The 18,429-nt window shown below is 70.4% G+C and carries 14 protein-coding genes; 9 read left to right on the top strand and 5 right to left on the bottom strand.

Annotation, left to right across the window (positions count from 1 at the left end):
• The first annotated feature begins 6 nt into the window (after positions 1-6).
• On the top strand, positions 7-1,614 hold the full coding sequence (locus JWR81_RS05835) for an NAD(P)/FAD-dependent oxidoreductase (RefSeq protein WP_297647665.1): 1,608 nt from the start codon (positions 7-9) through the stop codon (positions 1,612-1,614).
• A 6-nt stretch (positions 1,615-1,620) separates the two neighbouring features.
• Here JWR81_RS05835 and JWR81_RS05830 read toward each other — a convergent pair whose 3' ends face one another.
• On the bottom strand, positions 1,621-2,211 hold the full coding sequence (locus tag JWR81_RS05830; protein ID WP_297647662.1) for a TIGR03086 family metal-binding protein: 591 nt from the start codon (positions 2,209-2,211) through the stop codon (positions 1,621-1,623).
• Positions 2,212-2,281: 70 nt separating this feature from the next.
• Between JWR81_RS05830 and JWR81_RS05825 the strand changes: the two genes are divergently transcribed.
• A complete protein-coding gene (locus JWR81_RS05825) occupies positions 2,282-3,130 on the top strand; it encodes an NAD-dependent protein deacetylase (RefSeq protein ID WP_297647693.1) in 849 nt (282 codons plus the stop codon).
• Between the two features lie 95 nt (positions 3,131-3,225).
• On the opposite strand, the gene JWR81_RS05820 is transcribed toward JWR81_RS05825, so the two are convergent.
• Positions 3,226-3,411 (bottom strand): hypothetical protein, encoded by a 186-nt coding sequence (locus JWR81_RS05820; protein WP_297647659.1) that lies wholly within the window; start codon positions 3,409-3,411, stop codon positions 3,226-3,228.
• Positions 3,412-3,455: 44 nt separating this feature from the next.
• Between JWR81_RS05820 and JWR81_RS05815 the strand changes: the two genes are divergently transcribed.
• Entirely contained in the window at positions 3,456-4,421 is a 966-nt protein-coding gene (locus JWR81_RS05815; protein WP_297647656.1) for a zinc-binding dehydrogenase, read from the top strand.
• A 136-nt stretch (positions 4,422-4,557) separates the two neighbouring features.
• Positions 4,558-4,974, top strand: coding sequence for a MarR family transcriptional regulator (locus tag JWR81_RS05810; protein ID WP_297647653.1), 417 nt, complete (start codon positions 4,558-4,560; stop codon positions 4,972-4,974).
• 10 nt (positions 4,975-4,984) lie between these two features.
• Here the strand turns inward: JWR81_RS05810 and JWR81_RS05805 are convergent, their stop codons facing one another.
• From JWR81_RS05805 to lepA, 3 genes are all read right to left on the bottom strand, one after another.
• Positions 4,985-5,530, bottom strand: coding sequence for an MOSC domain-containing protein (locus JWR81_RS05805; protein ID WP_297647650.1), 546 nt, complete (start codon positions 5,528-5,530; stop codon positions 4,985-4,987).
• A 129-nt stretch (positions 5,531-5,659) separates the two neighbouring features.
• Positions 5,660-6,028 (bottom strand): hypothetical protein, encoded by a 369-nt coding sequence (locus tag JWR81_RS05800; protein WP_297647648.1) that lies wholly within the window; start codon positions 6,026-6,028, stop codon positions 5,660-5,662.
• Positions 6,029-6,096: 68 nt separating this feature from the next.
• The gene (lepA, locus tag JWR81_RS05795; RefSeq protein WP_297647644.1) at positions 6,097-7,953 is read right to left on the bottom strand and encodes a translation elongation factor 4; all 1,857 of its coding nucleotides are present in this window, start codon (positions 7,951-7,953) and stop codon (positions 6,097-6,099) included.
• A gap of 986 nt (positions 7,954-8,939) precedes the next feature.
• Between lepA and sbnA the strand changes: the two genes are divergently transcribed.
• The 5 genes from sbnA to sbnB are packed head-to-tail and all read left to right on the top strand — an operon-like array spanning position 8,940 to position 18,118.
• The gene (sbnA, locus tag JWR81_RS05790; protein ID WP_297647641.1) at positions 8,940-9,926 is read left to right on the top strand and encodes a 2,3-diaminopropionate biosynthesis protein SbnA; all 987 of its coding nucleotides are present in this window, start codon (positions 8,940-8,942) and stop codon (positions 9,924-9,926) included.
• Between the two features lie 44 nt (positions 9,927-9,970).
• Positions 9,971-12,766, top strand: coding sequence for a Pls/PosA family non-ribosomal peptide synthetase (locus JWR81_RS05785; RefSeq protein ID WP_297647638.1), 2,796 nt, complete (start codon positions 9,971-9,973; stop codon positions 12,764-12,766).
• Positions 12,766-16,023 (top strand): amino acid adenylation domain-containing protein, encoded by a 3,258-nt coding sequence (locus JWR81_RS05780; protein WP_297647635.1) that lies wholly within the window; start codon positions 12,766-12,768, stop codon positions 16,021-16,023. Before JWR81_RS05785 ends, JWR81_RS05780 begins: the two co-directional genes overlap by 1 nt.
• A gap of 41 nt (positions 16,024-16,064) precedes the next feature.
• On the top strand, positions 16,065-17,069 hold the full coding sequence (locus JWR81_RS05775) for a TauD/TfdA family dioxygenase (protein WP_297647632.1): 1,005 nt from the start codon (positions 16,065-16,067) through the stop codon (positions 17,067-17,069).
• Complete coding sequence (gene sbnB, locus JWR81_RS05770) at positions 17,066-18,118, top strand: 2,3-diaminopropionate biosynthesis protein SbnB (protein ID WP_297647629.1); 1,053 nt, start codon at positions 17,066-17,068, stop codon at positions 18,116-18,118. Before JWR81_RS05775 ends, sbnB begins: the two co-directional genes overlap by 4 nt.
• Positions 18,119-18,429: the final 311 nt, after the last annotated feature.

The raw sequence follows: 18,429 nt of genomic DNA, 5'->3' as shown, positions 1-18,429 counted from the left end.
ACACCGATGTCCGAGCAGCAGACCGATCTCGACCTCGTCGTCATCGGGGCCGGGTTCGCCGGCCTCGCCATGCTCCATCGCGCCCGGGAGTCCGGGCTGCACACGCGCGTCCTGGAGGCAGGCGACGGCATCGGCGGGACGTGGTTCTGGAACCGCTACCCCGGCGCCCGCACGGACAGCGAGTGCTACTACTACTGCCTGTCCTTCTCCCCCGAGGTCGTCGCGGAGTGGACCTGGTCCGAGCGCTACCCGGGCCAGCCGGAGATGCTGCGCTACCTGAACTTCGTCGCCGACAAGTTCGACCTGAAACGCGACATCACGTTCGGCACGCGCGTGGAGTCGGCGGTGTTCGACGAGGGCTCGGGCACCTGGGAGGTCACGACCGACACCGGCGAGAGCGTCCGGTCGCGGTTCGTGGTGACCGGACTGGGGCTGCTGACCGAGCCGCACATCCCGGACTTCCCCGGCCTGGACTCGTTCACCGGTGAGACCTACATGACCTGCCGTTGGCCTGCCGACGGCGTCGACCTGTCCGGCAAACGCGTCGGCATCATCGGCACCGGGGCAACCGGGGTGCAGGCCATCCCGCTCATCGCGCAGGAGGCCGCACACCTCACGGTGTTCCAGCGGACCCCGAACTACGTGGTGCCGGCCCAGAACCGGCCGATGGAGCCCGACGAGATCGCCGACCTCAAGGCACGGCACTACGAGATCCTGCAGAAGGCGCGCGACCACTCCTTCGCGATGCCGTTCGAACCCGGCCACGGACCGGCCGGGGACTTCACCGCCGACGAGCAGCGGCAGATCTTCGAGGAGGGCTGGAAGTCCGGCGGGTTCCGGTTCCTCTTCGAGACCTTCGACGACATCATCGTCGACCCGGCCGCCAACGAGTCCGCCGCGGAGTTCATCCGCTCCAAGATCCGCGAGATCGTGCACGACCCCGCGACCGCCGAACTGCTGTGCCCCAAGGGCTATCCCTACGCGAGCAAGCGGCCTCCGGCCGGGCACGACTACTACGAGGCCTACAACCGGGACAACATCACGCTGATCGACGTCGGCAGCGCGCCGATCCGGGAGATCACCCCCACCGGCCTGCGCACCGCCGACGCGTCCTACGAGTTCGACGTCCTGGTGCTCGCCACCGGCTTCGACGCCGTCACCGGTGCGCTCACCGGCATCGACATCCGGGGTCGCGACGGACTGGCGTTGAAGGACAAGTGGGCGGACGGCCCGGCGACCTACCTCGGGCTCACCGTCCACGACTTCCCGAACCTGTTCACCATCAGCGGCCCGGGGAGCCCCTTCGCGAACATCCCGGTCTGCATCGAGAAGAACGTCGAGTGGATCGGCCGGGCGCTGGACCACGCCCGCGAGCACGGCGGCGTCCTGGAGGCGACGGCGGAGGCCGAGGCGGACTGGGGCCGCCAGGTGCAGGAGGTGGTCAGCGGCACGCTGCTGCCTCAGGGCGCGAAGGTGCACTCGTGGTTCACGGGCACCAACATCCCCGGCAAGGCGCCCGTGGTGAACGTGTGGTTCGGCGGGGCGAACAACTACTTCGCCGCGTGCGACACCATCGCCGACAAGGGGTTCGGGGGCTTCACGACTCCCGGCTGAGACCGGTCAGGCCGTCCAGCGGGGGTCCCGGCCGGACGCCGCGAGCGCCCGGTCCAGTGTGGACGCATCGGCGGGCAGCGCCACCTCGGCGCCGAACCAGCCGCCGTCGCGGCCCATCTGCGCGATGGCCTGGACGCCCTCCAGTGCCGTGGCGGCGAGCCCCTCGGACACGTCGACGGTGCCGCCGGTGGCCGTGGCGAGGTCCCACCCGTGCAGCACGAACTCCGACGTCATCATCGAGCCGACCGCCGCGGCGGGCATCGGGCTGCCGCCGAACGTCGTCTCGCCCTCCCACGCTGCGGGGTCGGCCCATGCGCGGGCGGTGGCCGCACCCTGCGCGGCGGCCAGCTCGGCCCACTGCTCCTCGGGCACGCCGTCGAGGTAGGGCGCGATGTCGTAGCTCGTCCAGCTCGGGTCCGTGCCCCTGCGCTCGGCCGAGAGCTGGGCGAGCAGCAGCCCGAACGCCAGGTGGTGCAGGAGCTTCCGTGCGGTGAACTCCGCGCACGGGGTGGGGACGTCGAGGCGGGCGGGGCCGGCCCCGCGGATTGCCCCGACGGCGACGTCGACGGCCTGGCTCATGTGGTCGGGATGATCCATGCCGGGGATTCTGCCGGGACCGGGACGCCGCGCATTGGACGAACGCGACAGCTACCGTGGAGGCGTGGAGCTGCTGGCCGATCCCCTCGCGCAGGCGCTGGACGTGCTGGCCGGCCGTCCCCTCGTCGCGTTGACGGGGGCGGGCCTGTCCACCGACTCCGGCATCCCCGACTACCGCGGTCCCGGCTCCCCGCGCCGCACCCCGATGACCTACCAGGAGTTCGTCTCCGGTGACGTCGCCCAGCGGCGGTACTGGGCGCGCAGCCACGTCGGGTGGGCCCGGATGGCCCGCGCCGAGCCCAACGTCGGCCACCGCGCCATCACCGATCTCGAACGCTCCGGCGTGCTGCACGGGCTCATCACCCAGAACGTCGATGGACTGCACACGGCCGCCGGCAGCCGCGCCGTGATCGACCTGCACGGCCGCATCGCCGACGTGATGTGCCTGCGCTGCGGGGCTCGCAGCTCGCGCGAGGAGCTGCAGCGGCGGTTCGCCGCGCTGAACCCCGGGTTCGTCGAGGAGAGGGGCGCGGGCATCGAGGTAGCCCCCGACGGCGACGCCGAGCTCGACGCCGTCGACGGGTTCCGGCTCGCCCGCTGCACCGCGTGCGGCGGGGCGCTCAAGCCCGACGTCGTGTTCTTCGGGGAGAACGTGCCCAAGGACCGGGTGGCCCGCGCCTACGGCTGGGTGGACGACATGGCCGCGTCGTCCGGGGCACTGCTCGTCGCCGGGTCGTCCCTGACCGTCATGTCAGGTCTGCGCTTCGTCCGCCACGCCCACAAGCACGGCGTACCGGTGGTGATCGTCAACCGCGGCATCACGCGCGGCGACGAGCTCGCGGCGGCGCGCCTGGACGCGGGCTGCTCCGAGGTGCTGACGGCACTAGCCGCGCCGGCCGGCGGGGCTCAGCGCGGCTGAGCGGCACCCGTCAGCACCACGCGGAGCGGCCGCGGGCCCTCGGCCGCGGACGACGCCACCCGCGGCACTCCGGTGGTCGTTCGCGCCCGGGGTGGTCATTCGCGCCCGCGGGTCTCGGCGACGTAGGACGACACGACATCCACGAGGCGGTCGACACCGGCCGCCACGAACCAGCACAGTGGCACGATCACGACGATGGCGAGCAGCACCTGGAACGGGAACGCGAGCTGCGTGAGCCACAGCTCGACCGAATCCCACCAGTCCGCGATCGCACGTGCCACGCCCCATACAGTAGCCCGGCCCGAACTTGGCTAGATTCGCTGACATGTTCGCCGTCTACGCTGCAGAGCCCAATGCCGATGCTCCGCTCGACTCCCTCACCGTGGGCGAGCGCCCCGATCCCGAGGTGCCCGCGGGCTGGGTGCAGGTGAAGGTCACCGCAGCCAGCCTCAACATGCACGACATCTGGACGCTGCGCGGGGTGGGCATCAAGCCCGAGCAGTTCCCGATGATCCTCGGATGCGACGGGGCCGGGACTCTCGAGGACGGCACCGAGGTCGTCATCCACTCCGTGATCAACGCCCCGGGCTGGCAGGGCGACGACACCCTCGACCCCAAGCGCACCCTGCTCACCGAGAAGTACCAGGGCGCCATGGCCGACACCGTGGTCATCCCGGCGCGCAACGCCGTGCCGAAGCCCGCCGGGCTGTCCACTGTGCAGGCCGCGGTCATGGGCACCGCGTGGCTCACCGCGTACCGGATGCTGTTCGTGAAGTCGGGCCTGCGCCCGGGGCAGACGATGCTGGTGCAGGGCGCCTCCGGTGGCGTCTCCACCGCGCTCGTCCAGCTGGGCCGCGCGGCCGGCATGACGGTGTGGGTCACCGGTCGCAGCGACGACAAGCGCGCGCTCGCGGAGAAGCTCGGCGCCCACCAGACGTTCGCCTCGGGCGAGCGGCTGCCGGGCAAGGTCGATGCGGTTTTCGAGACCGTCGGTGACGCCACGTGGTCACACTCGATGCGCGCGCTCAAGCCGGGCGGCGTGATCGTCGTCTCGGGATCGACGAGCGGCCCCAACCCGGGTGCCGACCTCCAGCGGCTGTTCTTCCTCCAGTTGCGCGTCGTCGGCTCGACGATGGGCACGCGTGACGAGCTCGCCGATCTCCTCACCTTCGTCGCCAACGCGGGGATCTCTCCGGAGATCGGGCTGGAACTTCCCATGGACAAGGCCGAAGAGGGCTTCCGCACGATGCTCGAGGGGCAGACCGCCGGCAAGATCGTCTTCACACGCTGACGTCGGCTACTCCGCCCGAAAGGACTTTTCTCACGCTGAGAACCTCATATGGTCCTCTCAGGAAGTACAGTCAGTCACCGTGTCTGAGCCACGAAGTCGGACGGCGCCGGGATCGGTCTACGTCCCGGCGCCACGCGTGACAGGTTTGGTCGAGCTCCTCGACCGGCTGGACCGCGCGGTGGCCACCGCGTTGTCGCCGGTCACCTCGGCGGAAGGCGTCAGCCGGGACGGCTGGCGTGTGCTGTTGATGCTGGCGCGCGGAGGCGGCCGGAGCATGGGCGAGATCGCCTCGCACACTGCTCTACCCGCCCCCACGGCCACCCGCGTCGTGGACCGTCTGGTGGAGGCCCGGATGGCCTACCGCAACACCGACCCCGTAGACCGGCGGCGTGTCCTCGTCCACCTCGCGGCCGACGGTCGTGCAGTCGTCGAGCGCGTCTGCCGTCAAGTGGAGCGCGGCGCGGGCGCGGCTCTGGGCGGTTCCCACACCGTCGAGCGCGCCCAGCTCGCCGACCTGCTCGAAGCCCTGGCCGTCCAGCCGGCCGGGAACTAGTGCGGCTCTCCTACAGATCCGCCGTCCGTTCCGGCCGGTCCCGCCCGCGGGCCCCCATGTGGTCGCGGGCGAGACGTACCTGCGGCAACCGTTCCCGGTCGCCGGTGAGCGCCGCCATCACATCGCCCACCGTCGCGCCGTGGGACCGGCGCTCCAGCAGGGTCATCGGGTCCCCGGCCCGCACCTGCGCCTCCCGCTCCACGGCCAGGTAGGCGCCGGGACGGCCGGCGGCGACGAACCGGCTCACGAGATCGGGCACGTCCACGAACGCGGCGAACACCGGCACGGGATGCGGGGGCCGCGCACCGCGAGCACGGCCCTGCCCACCCGCCGACGACGGCGCCGCAGCAGTCCACTCCGGGCAGTGTGAGGTTCTCCCCCGCACCACCCGGTGCGGCGGGTCGACCGAGCTCCCCGCCCAGAGGTCGAGGCCGCCGCTGGAGTAGGCGTAGACCGCCGGATCCGGGCCGCCGTGGTGCTCGACGTCGCAGGTCGTGTCTCCGTCCACACCGGACCGGCCGGGCAGCACCCGGCCGTCGACGGGACGTCTGTCCATGCCGGAGCGCCCACTCTTCAAGCGCGTCCGGTCGTCGGTGCGCACGACTGCGACGTCGACCGATTCCACCCGTCCGTCCCCCTGCCCCGCATCGTGGCGACAGGGAGACGTACGGCGCGCGGGAGCCCGTCAGCCGAGTGTCGGCGGCAGGACCCCGGCCGTGGCACCGCCTGCGGCGGCGTAGGGGAACGCGGCCAGCAGCAGGGCAGCGGCCGCGATCACGACGATGCGCGTGAACCAGCTGGCCCGCGCGCACAGCCAGCCGGCGAGGAACACCACCAGCGGCGGGAGCGCGGCGGAGTAGAGGCGGGTGATGTCGTCGGCGCGCCCGCCGGCGCCCCCGCCCACGGCGGTGACGACGAACCCGATCACGAGGATCGCGAGCACCCCGGCCAGCAGCAGGCCCCACCGCCGCTTCGAGCGCCCGACCGCCAGGCCGAGCACCAGGACGACGAGCAGCACGACGGCCGCCGCACCGACTCCCCCGGGGATGGTCATGGACCCATCGTCCCCCGCGCCGTCCCGGGACGTACAGGCGCCGCGGCGCGGGGGACGAGGGGTGCCGCCTACTTCTTCGCCTTGTCCGCGGCGGAGTCGGTGGAGAGCGCGGCGACGAAGGCCTCCTGCGGCACCTCGACCCGTCCGATGGTCTTCATGCGCTTCTTGCCCTCCTTCTGCTTCTCCAGCAGCTTGCGCTTGCGGGTGATGTCACCGCCGTAGCACTTCGCGAGGACGTCCTTGCGGATGGCTCGGATGTTCTCGCGCGCGATGATGCGCGAGCCGATGGCGGCCTGGATCGGCACCTCGAACTGCTGGCGCGGGATCAGCTCGCGCAGCTTCGTGGTCATCGACGTGCCGTAGGCGTACGCGTTGTCCTTGTGCCGGATCGCCGAGAACGCGTCGACGGGCTCTCCCTGCAGCATGATGTCGACCTTGACGAGGTCGGCCTCCTGCTCGCCCGCCTCCTCGTAGTCGAGGCTCGCGTAGCCGCGGGTGCGCGACTTCAGCGCGTCGAAGAAGTCGAAGATGATCTCCGCGAGCGGCATGGTGTAGCGCAGCTCGACGCGGGTCTCCGACAGGTAGTCCATGCCGCCGAGCTCACCGCGCCTGCTCTGGCACAGCTCCATGATCGCGCCGATGAACTCCGACGGCGCCAGGATCGTCACCTTGACGATGGGCTCGAAGATCTGCGCGACCCGGCCGGTGGGCCAGTCCGACGGGTTGGTGACGGTCAGCTCGACGCCGTCGTCGCGCACCACGCGGTAGACCACGTTGGGCGCGGTGGAGATCAGCTCGAGGCCGGCCTCGCGCTCCAGCCGGTCGCGGGTGATCTCCAGGTGCAGCAGGCCCAGGAACCCACAGCGGAAGCCGAAGCCCAGCGCGGCGGACGTCTCCGGCTCGTAGGTCAGGGCGGCGTCGTTGAGCTGGAGCTTGTCCAGGGCGTCGCGCAGCTCGGGGTAGTCGGAGCCGTCCACCGGGTAGAGGCCCGAGTAGACCATCGGCCGCGGCTCCCGGTAGCCGACGAGCGGCTGGGTGGCGCCGTTGCGGAGGCTCGTGATCGTGTCGCCGACCTTCGACTGCCGGACGTCCTTCACGCCGGTGATGAGGTAGCCCACCTCACCGACGCCCAGGCCCCGCGACGGCTTGGGGTCGGGCGAGACGATGCCCACCTCGAGCAGCTCGTGCGTGGTGCCGGTGGACATCATCTTGATGCGCTCGCGCGGGGTGATCTTGCCGTCGACCACGCGGATGTAGGTGATGACGCCGCGGTAGGTGTCGTAGACCGAGTCGAAGATCATCGCGCGGGCCGGGGCGTCGGAGTCGCCGACCGGCGCCGGGACCTGGCGGACGACCTCGTCGAGCAGCTCGCGGACGCCTGAACCCGTCTTGGCGGACACGCGCAGCACGTCGCCGGGCTCGCAGCCGATGATGTGGGCGATCTCGGCGGCGTAGCGGTCCGGATCGGCCGCGGGCAGGTCGATCTTGTTGAGGACCGGGATGATCGTGAGGTCCTTCTCCAGCGCCAGGTACAGGTTGGCCAGCGTCTGCGCCTCGATGCCCTGCGCGGCGTCGACCAGCAGGATCGCGCCCTCGCACGCCTCCAGCGCCCGGCTCACCTCGTAGGTGAAGTCGACGTGGCCGGGGGTGTCGATGAGGTGCAGCACATGCTCCTTGACCGTGCCGTCCTCCTGGGTCACCGCCCACGGCAGCCGCACGTTCTGCGCCTTGATGGTGATGCCGCGCTCACGCTCGATGTCCATCCGGTCGAGGTACTGGGCGCGCATGGCACGTTCTTCGACGACGCCGGTCAGCTGCAGCATCCGGTCGGCCAGGGTGGACTTGCCGTGGTCGATGTGGGCGATGATGCAGAAGTTCCGGATCAGCTCCGGCGGCGTGAACGTCTGGTCGGCGAACGAGCTCACTCAATGTTCCTTCGGTACGGGTCCTCCTATCGTCCCACGCGGCGCGGTCGGCCACGTCGGAGCGGTGACTCCGCGGGACGAGGGGCCGGCTCTCCGCTGCGCGGCGACGCCGAGGAGACCACCGAGAAGCGCCTGCGAAGATCAGGGTGGCGCAGCGAGCCGGCGACCACGTACCCGGAAACCGCCGAATGGGCCGGCCTTCGCGACACCGCAGTTGCCGGGAGTCGGACATCCGCTGGTGGTCGAGACCCGGTGCGGGCGCACGGGGACGGGGTTCGCGTTCGAGCAGTACGGGCATCGAGCCGGACGTCCTCGTGGCCGGGACGTGTGCCCCGGCGCGGGCACCCCCGCCCCCAGCGCCGTTCGTCGCGCCGGGTGGCGGGCCGCCGGCGGACGCACATGCCGGTGCCGGTAGGTGACGCCCGCCCCCGCCGAACGGGCCGGCATCCGCGGCGCCAACGGCCGCCGATGGGTGTGCTCACCACCGTTGGAGTGTACGAATTTATTTAAACCATCCGCCGTTCGGGTTGTCCGACGACTTATCGAGTGGCATAACGGAAAACGGTGAAACAGGTCGGCAACCTCGCTCGATTACCCGAGTGTGGCCACACGACTTCGCTGCGCGCTCAGCGCTCATGATCCGATGCCGCACGATGATCACGCCAAGAACGAGAAGTTGCGCCCGATTCGCGAGGAAAGGAAGGAACGCCCGATGGCGGTACCGGGCCCCAGCCCGTGGCCGAGACCAAGCTGATCCGGCGAGCCCGAGATGCCGAGCAGCGCAGCGGACCCGCCTGCGACGACACCGTCTGTCGCACCATTGCAGCCCGGAAGATCACCACCACAGGGTTCTTCCGCGCGCGATCGCCTCTGATGCACGAGATTACGAGACGCTCGCCGCGGGCAATGGGTGATCAGATCGACGGCCTGCGGCCGCGAGATGAGCCGTAGCCGAGTTCTTCGTAAAACGTGACGAGGAGGCCATCGTGCCGGTCATTACCTTTCCCCAGGCCTTCAATGAAGAAGATCTCTACGTCGATCTTCAGTCGATCTTCGGGCACTCGATCTTCCTCAAATGTGAGGGCTTCAACTTCGCCGGCTCGATCAAGTTGAAAGCCGCGGCCGAGATGGTGGCGGCCGCCGAGCGGGACGGTGTGCTGCGGCCGGGAGCGGTCCTGGTCGAGTCATCGTCCGGGAACCTGGGCGTGGCGCTGAGCATGATCGCGGCGAGCAAGGGATACCGGTTCCTGTGCGTGACCGACTCCCGCTGCAACCTGTCGACACGGCTGCTGATGGAGGCGCTGGGCAGCCAGGTGCACAACATCACCGAGCCCGACCCGGTCACCGGGTTCCTCGGGGCGCGGATCAAGTACATCCGAGAGCTCTGCGCCTCCGACGACCGCTACACCTGGCTCAACCAGTACTCCAACCAGAGCAACTGGAAGGTGCACTACCAGACGACCGCACCGGCGATCGCTCGCCAGTTCCCCGCACTGGACGTACTGTTCGTCGGGACCGGCACGGCCGGGACCCTCATGGGTTGCGCGCGCTACTTCCGGGAGTGGCACCGGCCGGTGCAGGTCGTCGCGGTCGACAGCGCCGGCTCGGTGACCTTCGGCCGGCCGGCGGGACGTCGGATGATCCCCGGCCTCGGCATGAGCATCCGTCCACCGCTGCTCGATGAGGCCTGGGTGGACGATGTGGTGCATGTCGAGGAGACGGACACCATCCGTACCTGCCACCGGATGGCCCGGCGCGGATTCCTGTTCGGCGGCTCCACCGGCACGGTAGTCAGCGGCGCGATGGACTGGTTGAACCGGCACGACGAGCACGGGCTCACCACGGTGGCCATCGCACCGGACCTCGGCGAGCGCTATCTCGACACCATCTACCAGACCAACTGGCTGCAGGCTCTCTACGGCGAGGACGTACTCAGGTCCACCGAGCTGACCGGCACTTCCCGGTCGGCCTGACCCGGTCACAACCCGCAGATTCCTGGTTCAAGGAGTTCAACGTAGTGGGAAAAACCGTCCAGACCCTGACAGCCGACCTGCTCGAACCGTCGACCGACACCGAGTCGACCGACACCGAGAGGGGCCTCGCCGATGTACTGGCCGACATCGTGCACGTCGAGCAGGTGTCGCTCGACAGCAACTTCTTCGACGACATCGGTGCCGACTCCATGGTGATGGCCCAGTTCTGCGCCCGGGTCAGGAAACGCCCGGACCTCCCATCGGTATCGATGAAGGACATTTACGAGTACCCCACGATCAGGAGCCTGGCGACGTCGCTCGGGGGCACTGAGCCCCCACCCGTCGAGAAGCTCCTCGCCGACGTGCTGGCCGACATCATGCATGTCGACCGGGTGCCGATCGACAGCCACTTCTTCGATGACCTGGGTGCTGACTCGATGGTGATGGCCCAGTTCTGCGCGCGGGTCAGGAAGCGGGCGGACCTGCCGACGGTGTCCATGAAGGACATCTACCAGCACCTGACGATCAGAAGCCTGGCGACAGCGCTTCCGGCCTCCACGCCCGCCCCTGTCGAGCCGTCGGTCACGGCGCCGGTCGAGGTGGCGAAACCGGCGAGCACTCTGCAGTACGTCCTCTGCGGAACGCTGCAGTTGCTGTTCTTCCTGGGGTATTCCTACCTGGCCGCGGTCATCGGCACCCTGGCTTTCAACTGGGTCTCCACCGGCTCGGGTCTGCTCGACATGTACCTGCGGGCGGTCGCGTTCGGCGGCGCGGCCTTCGTCGGCCTCTGCACCTTTCCGATCGCGGCGAAGTGGGTGCTCGTGGGCCGGTGGAAGCCCCAGCAGATCCGCATCTGGAGTCTCGGATACCTCCGCTTCTGGGTCGTCAAGACGATGATCCGGAGCAACCCGCTGGTGCTGTTCATCAACGGGCGGTCGCACGTCAGCGCGAGCTCGCCGCTCTACGTGCTCTATCTGCGGGCGCTGGGTGCGAAGGTCGGGCGTGGCGTCACGATCTTCTCCCGGACGGTGCCCGTCTGCACCGACCTGCTCACCATCGGCGACGGCACGGTCATCCGCAAGGACTCGTCCTTCCCCTGCTACCGGGCGCAGGCCGGCATGATCCAGACCGGCGCGGTCACCCTCGGCAAGGACGTGTTCGTCGGCGAGGCGACGGTGCTCGACATCGGGACCTCGATGGGCGACGGGGCCCAGATCGGCCACGCTTCCTCCCTGCACACCGGGCAGGCCGTGCCCGACGGCGAGAGCTGGCACGGGTCCCCGGCGCAGCGGGCCGAGGTGGACTACCGGGTGATCGGCCCGGCCTCCGGTAGTACCGTCAGAAGGGCCGTCCACGCCGCCGGACAGCTGCTGACCATGCTGGCCGTGTACCTGCCGTTGCTCATCGGCGGCCTCGGCATACTGCTCGACGAGAGCCCGCTCAGCGGGGTCCTGGACTCGGCGCCGTTCGCCTTCACGACGTGGACCTTCTACCGCGACTCCGTGGTCGCCTCCGCCGTGCTCCTCTTCGGCTCGGTGCTGGTCGGCCTCCTCCTCGTGACCACCGTTCCCCGCGTGCTCAACCTCGCCATCAAGCCGGACAAGGTCTATCCCCTCTACGGCTTCCACTACGGGATCCACAAGACGATCGGACGCCTGACCAACATCAAGTTCTACACGCAGCTCTTCGGCGACAGCTCCTACATCGTCGGTTACCTGCGCCGACTCGGTTACGACTTTCCTCAGGTCGTGCAGACCGGGTCGAACTTCGGTACCGAGGTGCGGCACGAGACCCCGTTCCATGTCTCCTTCGGCAGCGGGACGATGGTCGCCGACGGGCTCTCGATCATCAACGCGGACTTCTCGAGCACGTCGTTCCAGGTGTCGCGCGCGACGATCGGGGCACACAGCTTCCTCGGGAACCGCATCGCCTACACCTCGCAGAGCAGAACGGGCGAGAACTGCCTGCTCGCGACGAAGGTCCTGGTTCCCGCCGACGGGGAGGTCCGGGAAGGTGTCGGGCTCCTGGGCTCGCCCAGCTTCGCGATCCCGCGATCGGTGGAGCGTGACAGCAGGTTCGACCACCTGAAGAGCAGTGCGGAGTTCCGCCGCCGCCTGTCCGCCAAGAACAAGTACAACCTCCGCACCATGGGCCTGTTCCTGCTGGTGCGCTGGATCCACCTTCTCGGCATCATGATCCTGGCCCTGGGCATGTCGGATCTCTACCACCTGCTGGGTTCGGAAGTGGTCGCCGCGGAAGTCGTCGCGTCTCTGCTGTTCACCATGGTCTACTTCATGCTGATCGAACGCGCCATCGCGCGATTCCGGGCCCTGCGCCCGCGGTTCTGCTCGATCTATGATCCCTACTTCTGGTGGCACGAACGCTACTGGAAGCTCGTGATCCCGGAGTTCGACAAGATGTTCAGCGGTACACCGTTCAAGAACGTCATCTCGCGGCTGCTGGGTGTACGGATCGGCCGGCGGGTCTTCGACGACGGCTGCTTCTTCCCGGAACGGACCCTCGTCGCCGTCGGTGACGACTGCGTGCTCAACGCGGAGACCGTGATCCAGACCCACTCGCAGGAGGACGGCACCTTCAAGTCCGACCGCATCACGCTCGGTGCCGGCTGCACACTCGGGATCGGCGCCTTCGTCCACTACGGCGTGACGATGGGCGACCGCGCGACGCTCGCCCCCGGCTCCTTCCTCATGAAGGGCGAGGAAGTCCCGCCGGACGCACGGTGGAGCGGAAACCCGGCTCGCGAGAGTCGCGACCACCGCGGCGCCGCGCCGATCAACGGCAGCCGCATCGTGGCGGCCATTCGCGGACGGAACACCTGATGGAAGCGCGAGCGGAGACCGGACGGGAGTTCTGGCGCGGCGTGCTCGTCGCCGGGGGGTCGACCGCGATCCCGCGGTGGTCCCTCGACCCGGTACCGGGCGTGGCAGAGCACGAGGCGTCGATCCACGACGACCTCGTGGCGGCGTTGCAGCGGCAGGCGGACGGGCCGGGAGTGCCGCTCGGCTCGGTGCTGCTGGCCGCACACGCCGTGGTGCTGGCCGCGCTGTCCGGCGAGCAGGAGATCGTGACCGGCTACGTCGCCACGGGGGGTGGCCGGCCGCTGCCCTGCCTTCTGACGACCGCACCCGACTCGTGGCGGGCGTTGCTGCAGCAGACCGTTCTGGTCGAGTCCGAGCTGGTGGCGCACCAGGACTTCGCTGTCGAGGACCTCCGGCGCGAGCTCGGCCTGCCCGGACCGTCCTTCGAGACCGTGTTCGATCCGACCGGCGACGACGGCGGCGATCTGGCCGCGGACGTCGTGCTGCGGGTGGTCCTCGTCGAGCACGGCGACCGGTTCGCGCTGCGGTTGCGGTACCGGAGCGACGTCCTCGACGCAGCGTGCGCCGCCCGCATCACCGGCTACCACCTCACCGCACTCGCGCTGATCGCCGCTGATCCGGACGCCGAGCACGCACGGCAGAGCCTGCTGTCGGCCGAGGAGCTCCACCTCCAGCTCGACGGGCTCGCAGGGGCCCGCCGGGAGCTGCCCGACCGCCGGTTCCACGAGCTGTTCGAGGAGCGGGTCCGGACGCACCCGGACGCCGTCGCCGTCGTCCACGGCGAGCGGAAGTGGACCTACCGCGAGCTCAACGCCCGTGCCAACCGGCTGGGGCGGGCCCTGCTGGCCCGGGGGCTGGACCGCGAGGACGTCGTCGCGGTGGTGACCGAGCGCAACCTGGACTGGACGGCAGCCGTCCTCGCGGTCTTCAAGGCCGGTGGCGCGTACCTGCCGATCGAACCGCACTTCCCCGCCGGCCGCATCGCGACCACCCTCCGCCGTGCCGGGTGCGGCCTCGTGATCACCGAGCCGGGCAGCACCGCCACGCTCGACCAGGCCCTCGCCGCGCTGCCCGGGGTCCGAACGCTCGCGGTGCCCGCGGCCTACGCGGAGGATCACGCCGAGGACGATCTCGGCGTCGCCGTCGCGGCGGACCAGCTCGCCTACATCTTCTTCACCTCCGGCTCCACGGGTGAGCCCAAGGGAGCGATGTGCGAGCAGGCGGGCATGCTCAACCACCTCTACGCCAAGGTCGGCGACCTGCGGATCGGTCCCGGTCAGGTGGTCGCCCAGACCGCTCCGCAGTGCTTCGACATCTCGCTCTGGCAGCTGGCGGCCGCGCTCATGGTCGGCGGGCGGACTCTGCTCGTCGAGCAGGAGGCGGTGCTGGACGTCGAGCGGTTCGTCGACACGATCATCGACGGCCGGGTCGCCGTGCTCCAGGTCGTACCTTCCTATCTCGAGGTCGTGCTGTCGTACCTGGAGCAGCACCTTCGGGAGCTGCCGGACCTGCGCTACGTGTCGGTCACCGGTGAGGCCCTGAAGAAGGAGCTCACGCAGCGCTGGTTCGCAGCCGAGCCCGGGATCGCTCTCGTCAACGCGTACGGGCTGACCGAGACCTCGGACGACACCAACCACGAGGTCATGCACCGGGTGCCCGACCGTGACCGGGTTCCGCTCGGTCCCCCGGTCCAGAACGTCACCGTCCACATCGTCGACGAGCACCTGCAACCGGTGCCGCTCGGCGCCCCCGGCGCGATCGCCTTCTCCGGGGTCTGCGTCGGCCGCGGGTACGTCAACGACCCCGAGCGCACCCGGGCGGTCTTCGTGGCCGATCCGCACCACGAGGGCGGGCGGCTCTACCTCGCCGGTGACTACGGCCGCTGGCTGCCCGAGGGCAAGCTGGAGTTCCTCGGCCGCCGGGACACCCAGGTGAAGATCTCCGGCTTCCGGATCGAGATCGGTGAGATCGAGAACACCCTGCTGCGGGCGCCCGGTGTCCACGACGGTGCGGTGGTGGTGGCCGAGCGGGCCAACGGGAGCAGGTACCTGGTGGCCGTCTACGCCGGCCCGCGCCCGGTAGCGGTCGACGACCTGCAGGACCGCCTGGGCAAGTCGCTGCCCGCCTACATGGTCCCGTCGGCCTTCCACTGGCGGGAGAGCCTGCCGCTGACCGCCAACGGCAAGATCGACAGGAAGGCGTTGACGGCGCTCGCCCGCGAGCTCGACGTCGCGGTGGAGGACGAACGTCACGCGCCGAGGACGCCGACCGAGCGGCGGCTGGCCGCAGCGTGGGCGGAGGTCCTGGGGATCCCCCAGGAGCAGATCGGCCGGCGTGACCACTTCTTCGACCGGGGCGGCGCGTCGCTCTCGGCGGTGAAGCTCGCGATCACCCTGGACCGTGCGGTGTCCCTCACCGACATCACCCGGCAGCCGGTCCTGGCCGACCTGGCCGCGCTCGTCGACGGCAGGTCCGCGCGGCGCTCCGGCCTGCTACAGACGCTGTCCGGGCCGGACGACGGACAGGCCGGGATGCTCGTGTGCTTCCCTTACGCCGGCGGCAACGCGGTGAACTTCCGGCCGCTGGCCCTGGCGCTGCGGGGCAGCGGGCTGGCGGTGTGCGCCGTCGAGCTGCCCGGCCACGACGTCACCGCCGAGAGCGAACCGTTCGCGCCGATGGCGCAGGTGATCGATCAGGTCGTCGGCGAGATCGTCCGGCGCGACCCCGCCCGGATCCTGCTATGGGGCCACTCCTCGGGCACGGCGTTCGCCCTGGCGGCGGCCAGGACGCTGCAGGAGCGCGAGGTGGACGTCGCGCGGGTGTTCCTCGGCGCTCAACTGCTCGGTGACGCCTCCGACCGACGCGCCGCCGCCATCGAGCTCAACGGGCAGAGCGACGCCGAGATCGCGGCGGAGCTGAGCAGGAGCAGCGGCTACGCCGGGCTCGGCGAGCTGGACGCGCAGCGCGCGGCGCGCGTCGGCGCCGGCTACCGGCACGACTGCGTGTCCGCCCACCGCTACCTCGCCGACGCCCTGGACGCCCCGCCGGTGGTGCGTCTGACCGCGCCGGTCACCGTGGTCGTCGCCGACGACGACCCGATCACGGCCGGGTTCCCGCGTCGGCACCTCGACTGGCGGCTCCTGGCCGAGCACGTCGACCTTTACCAGCTCGCCGGGGGCGGCCACCACTTCCTGCGCACCCGACCGGCCGAGGCGGCACAGGCCGTGCTGCGTGCCGCCGAGCTGGTCGCATCGTGAGAGGCAGCTTCGCCGTGAGACCCAACGGAAAGGAAGCCCAGATGTCGTCCTCCTCCCCGGCGTCGCTGCTCGACGTGGCCCAGCGGCCCGGCACACCGCCGATGCTGCGGACCGAGGCCACCGGCGATGCGCCGAGCTGGGTGGCCGAGCACCGGGACGCGCTGCGAGCCTTCGTCGCCGAGCACGGTTCGCTCCTGGTCCGTGGCCTCGGGTTGCGCGACGCGGCCGAGGTGGGTGCCGTCTTCCAGCGGCTGGCCCGCGGTCTGATGACTGAGAAGGAGGCCTTCGCCGCCCGGCGGAGCTACGGCGACGGCGTGTACTCCTCGTCGACGTGGCCGTCCAACCAGCCGATGTGCATGCACCACGAGCTGAGTTACACGCTCGAGTTCCCGGGCCTGATGCTGTTCGCGTGCCTGAGCGCGCCCACCGACGGCGGGGCGACCGGGGTGGCCGACTCGGCGGCCGTGCTCGACGCGCTGCCCCCCGAGCTGGTCGGGAGGTTCGAGCGAGAGGGCTGGCTGCTCGCCCGCACCTACAGCGACGAGATCGGGGCGTCCTACGCAGAGGCGTTCGGTACCGAGGATCGGCGCGCCATCGAGAGCTACTGCCGCGCCAACGCCATCGCGTTCGAGTGGCAGCCCGACGACGGGCTGCGCACCCGGCAGCGCCGCAGCGCCGTCGTCCACCACCCGGTCACCGGCCGCCGCTCCTGGTTCAACCAGATCGCCTTCCTCAACGAGTGGACGATCGACCCCGAGGTGCGCGAGTACCTGGTGGACGTCTACGGCGCCGACGGGCTGCCGTTCACCACCCGCTTCGGCAACGGCGACCCGATCGGCGAGGACGTCGTGCAACTGCTGAACAAGGTCTACGAGGACCACACCGCCCGCGAGCCGTGGCGGGCCGGCGACCTGATGCTCGTCGACAACGTCCGCGCCGCGCACAGCAGGGAGGCCTTCAGCGGACCGCGGGAGGTGCTCGTCGCGATGGCCGACCCCGTGCGTCTGGCCGACTGCTCGCCCACCATCGAGTTGAGCTCGCCATGAGCGCCTCCGCGGAGCTGCCGGGGCCGGTCACCGTGCCACCGTTCGCGGTGATCTCCGGAGCCCAGGTCCAGCACGTGCTGCAGGGGCACGAGAAGCAGGTCATGGAGGTCGTCGAGGCCACCTACCGGCTGCACGGCGCCGGCGACTCGGTGAACCCGCCGTCCTACTTCCTGCGCTTCCCCGACCGCGCGTCCTCCCGGATCATCGCGCTGCCCGCCTCGATCGGCGGACAGGTGCGGGTGGACGGCCTGAAGTGGATCTCCAGCTTCCCGGGGAACGTGGCGTCCGGCATCCCGCGGGCCTCGGGCGTGCTGATCCTCAACGACCACGACACCGGCTACCCGTTCGCCTGCTTGGAGAGCTCGATCATCAGCGCCACCCGGACGGCCGCGTCGGCGGCGCTGGCGGCCGACCGGCTCAGCCGCGGCCGGCAGCGCCCGACGCGGGTCGGGTTCTTCGGTGTGGGCCTGATCGCCCGCTACATCCACACCTTCCTCGCCGCCACCGGCTGGTCGTTCGACGAGATCGGCGTGCACGACCTGTCCGCCGACAGCGCGGCCGGCTTCCGTGGCTACCTGGAGCAGTCGGGCACCGCCGGACGGGTGACCGTGCACGACAGCGCCGAGCGGCTGATCCGCTCAAGCGACCTGGTGGTCTTCGCCACCGTCGCCGGCGAACCGCACGTCACGGACCTGTCGTGGTTCGACCACGATCCGCTGGTGCTGCACGTGTCGCTGCGCGACCTCGCCCCGGAGATCCTGCTCGCTTCGACCAACGTCGTCGACGACGTCGAGCACTGCCTGAAGGCCGACACCTCGCCACATCTGGCCGAACAGCTCACGGGCAACCGGGACTTCCTGCTCGGCACGCTGGACGACGTCCTGGCCGGCCGGGTGGAAGTGCCGGCGGACAGGCCGGTCGTGTTCTCGCCCTTCGGTCTCGGGGTGCTCGACCTGGCGGTGGGCAAGTTCGTCTACGACGAGGTGGTCCGCTCGGGCGAGCTGCACGTCGTCGACGACTTCTTCCACGAGCTGCGCCGGTACGGCTGAACGGCCCGGCTCACGGAGGTGGTCGCGGCGTGGTCGGCGTGCCCGGGTCGGTCGACCGGCGGACCGGGCCACGCCGCTCGTGATCGAGGACGGGCTGCGGCGCGGGGGGCACGATCACGACCGCCTCCACCGGCAACGCGGCCGTGCCACCGCCTTCGGCGCCGCGGCCGCGGGGATGCGGGCACAGCGCACTGGGGAGCGCGAAGGGGACGTCGGCGGGCCGGGGCGTGGGTGCTGAACCCGCCGGGGCCGCGGTGCTGGCCGGGCTGGACGTCGCGCTGGGGAGAGCGCGCCCGCGCCGGACGGCGCCC

Origin of the sequence: Pseudonocardia sp. (genome assembly GCF_025965585.1) — a bacterium.
Lineage (GTDB): Bacteria > Actinomycetota > Actinomycetes > Mycobacteriales > Pseudonocardiaceae > Pseudonocardia.
The sequence above is the reverse complement of the archived record's forward strand: the minus strand, read 5'-3'. Positions and strand labels throughout refer to the sequence as shown.

Coding starts and splice junctions, on each gene's coding strand:
- JWR81_RS05835 (WP_297647665.1), top strand. CDS start 7: ATGTCCGAGCAGCAGACCGATCTCGACCTCGTCGTCATCGGGGCCGGG.
- JWR81_RS05830 (WP_297647662.1), bottom strand. CDS start 2,211: ATGGATCATCCCGACCACATGAGCCAGGCCGTCGACGTCGCCGTCGGG.
- JWR81_RS05815 (WP_297647656.1), top strand. CDS start 3,456: ATGTTCGCCGTCTACGCTGCAGAGCCCAATGCCGATGCTCCGCTCGAC.
- JWR81_RS05805 (WP_297647650.1), bottom strand. CDS start 5,530: ATGGACAGACGTCCCGTCGACGGCCGGGTGCTGCCCGGCCGGTCCGGT.
- JWR81_RS05800 (WP_297647648.1), bottom strand. CDS start 6,028: ATGACCATCCCCGGGGGAGTCGGTGCGGCGGCCGTCGTGCTGCTCGTC.
- JWR81_RS05780 (WP_297647635.1), top strand. CDS start 12,766: ATGGAAGCGCGAGCGGAGACCGGACGGGAGTTCTGGCGCGGCGTGCTC.
- JWR81_RS05775 (WP_297647632.1), top strand. CDS start 16,065: ATGTCGTCCTCCTCCCCGGCGTCGCTGCTCGACGTGGCCCAGCGGCCC.
- sbnB (WP_297647629.1), top strand. CDS start 17,066: ATGAGCGCCTCCGCGGAGCTGCCGGGGCCGGTCACCGTGCCACCGTTC.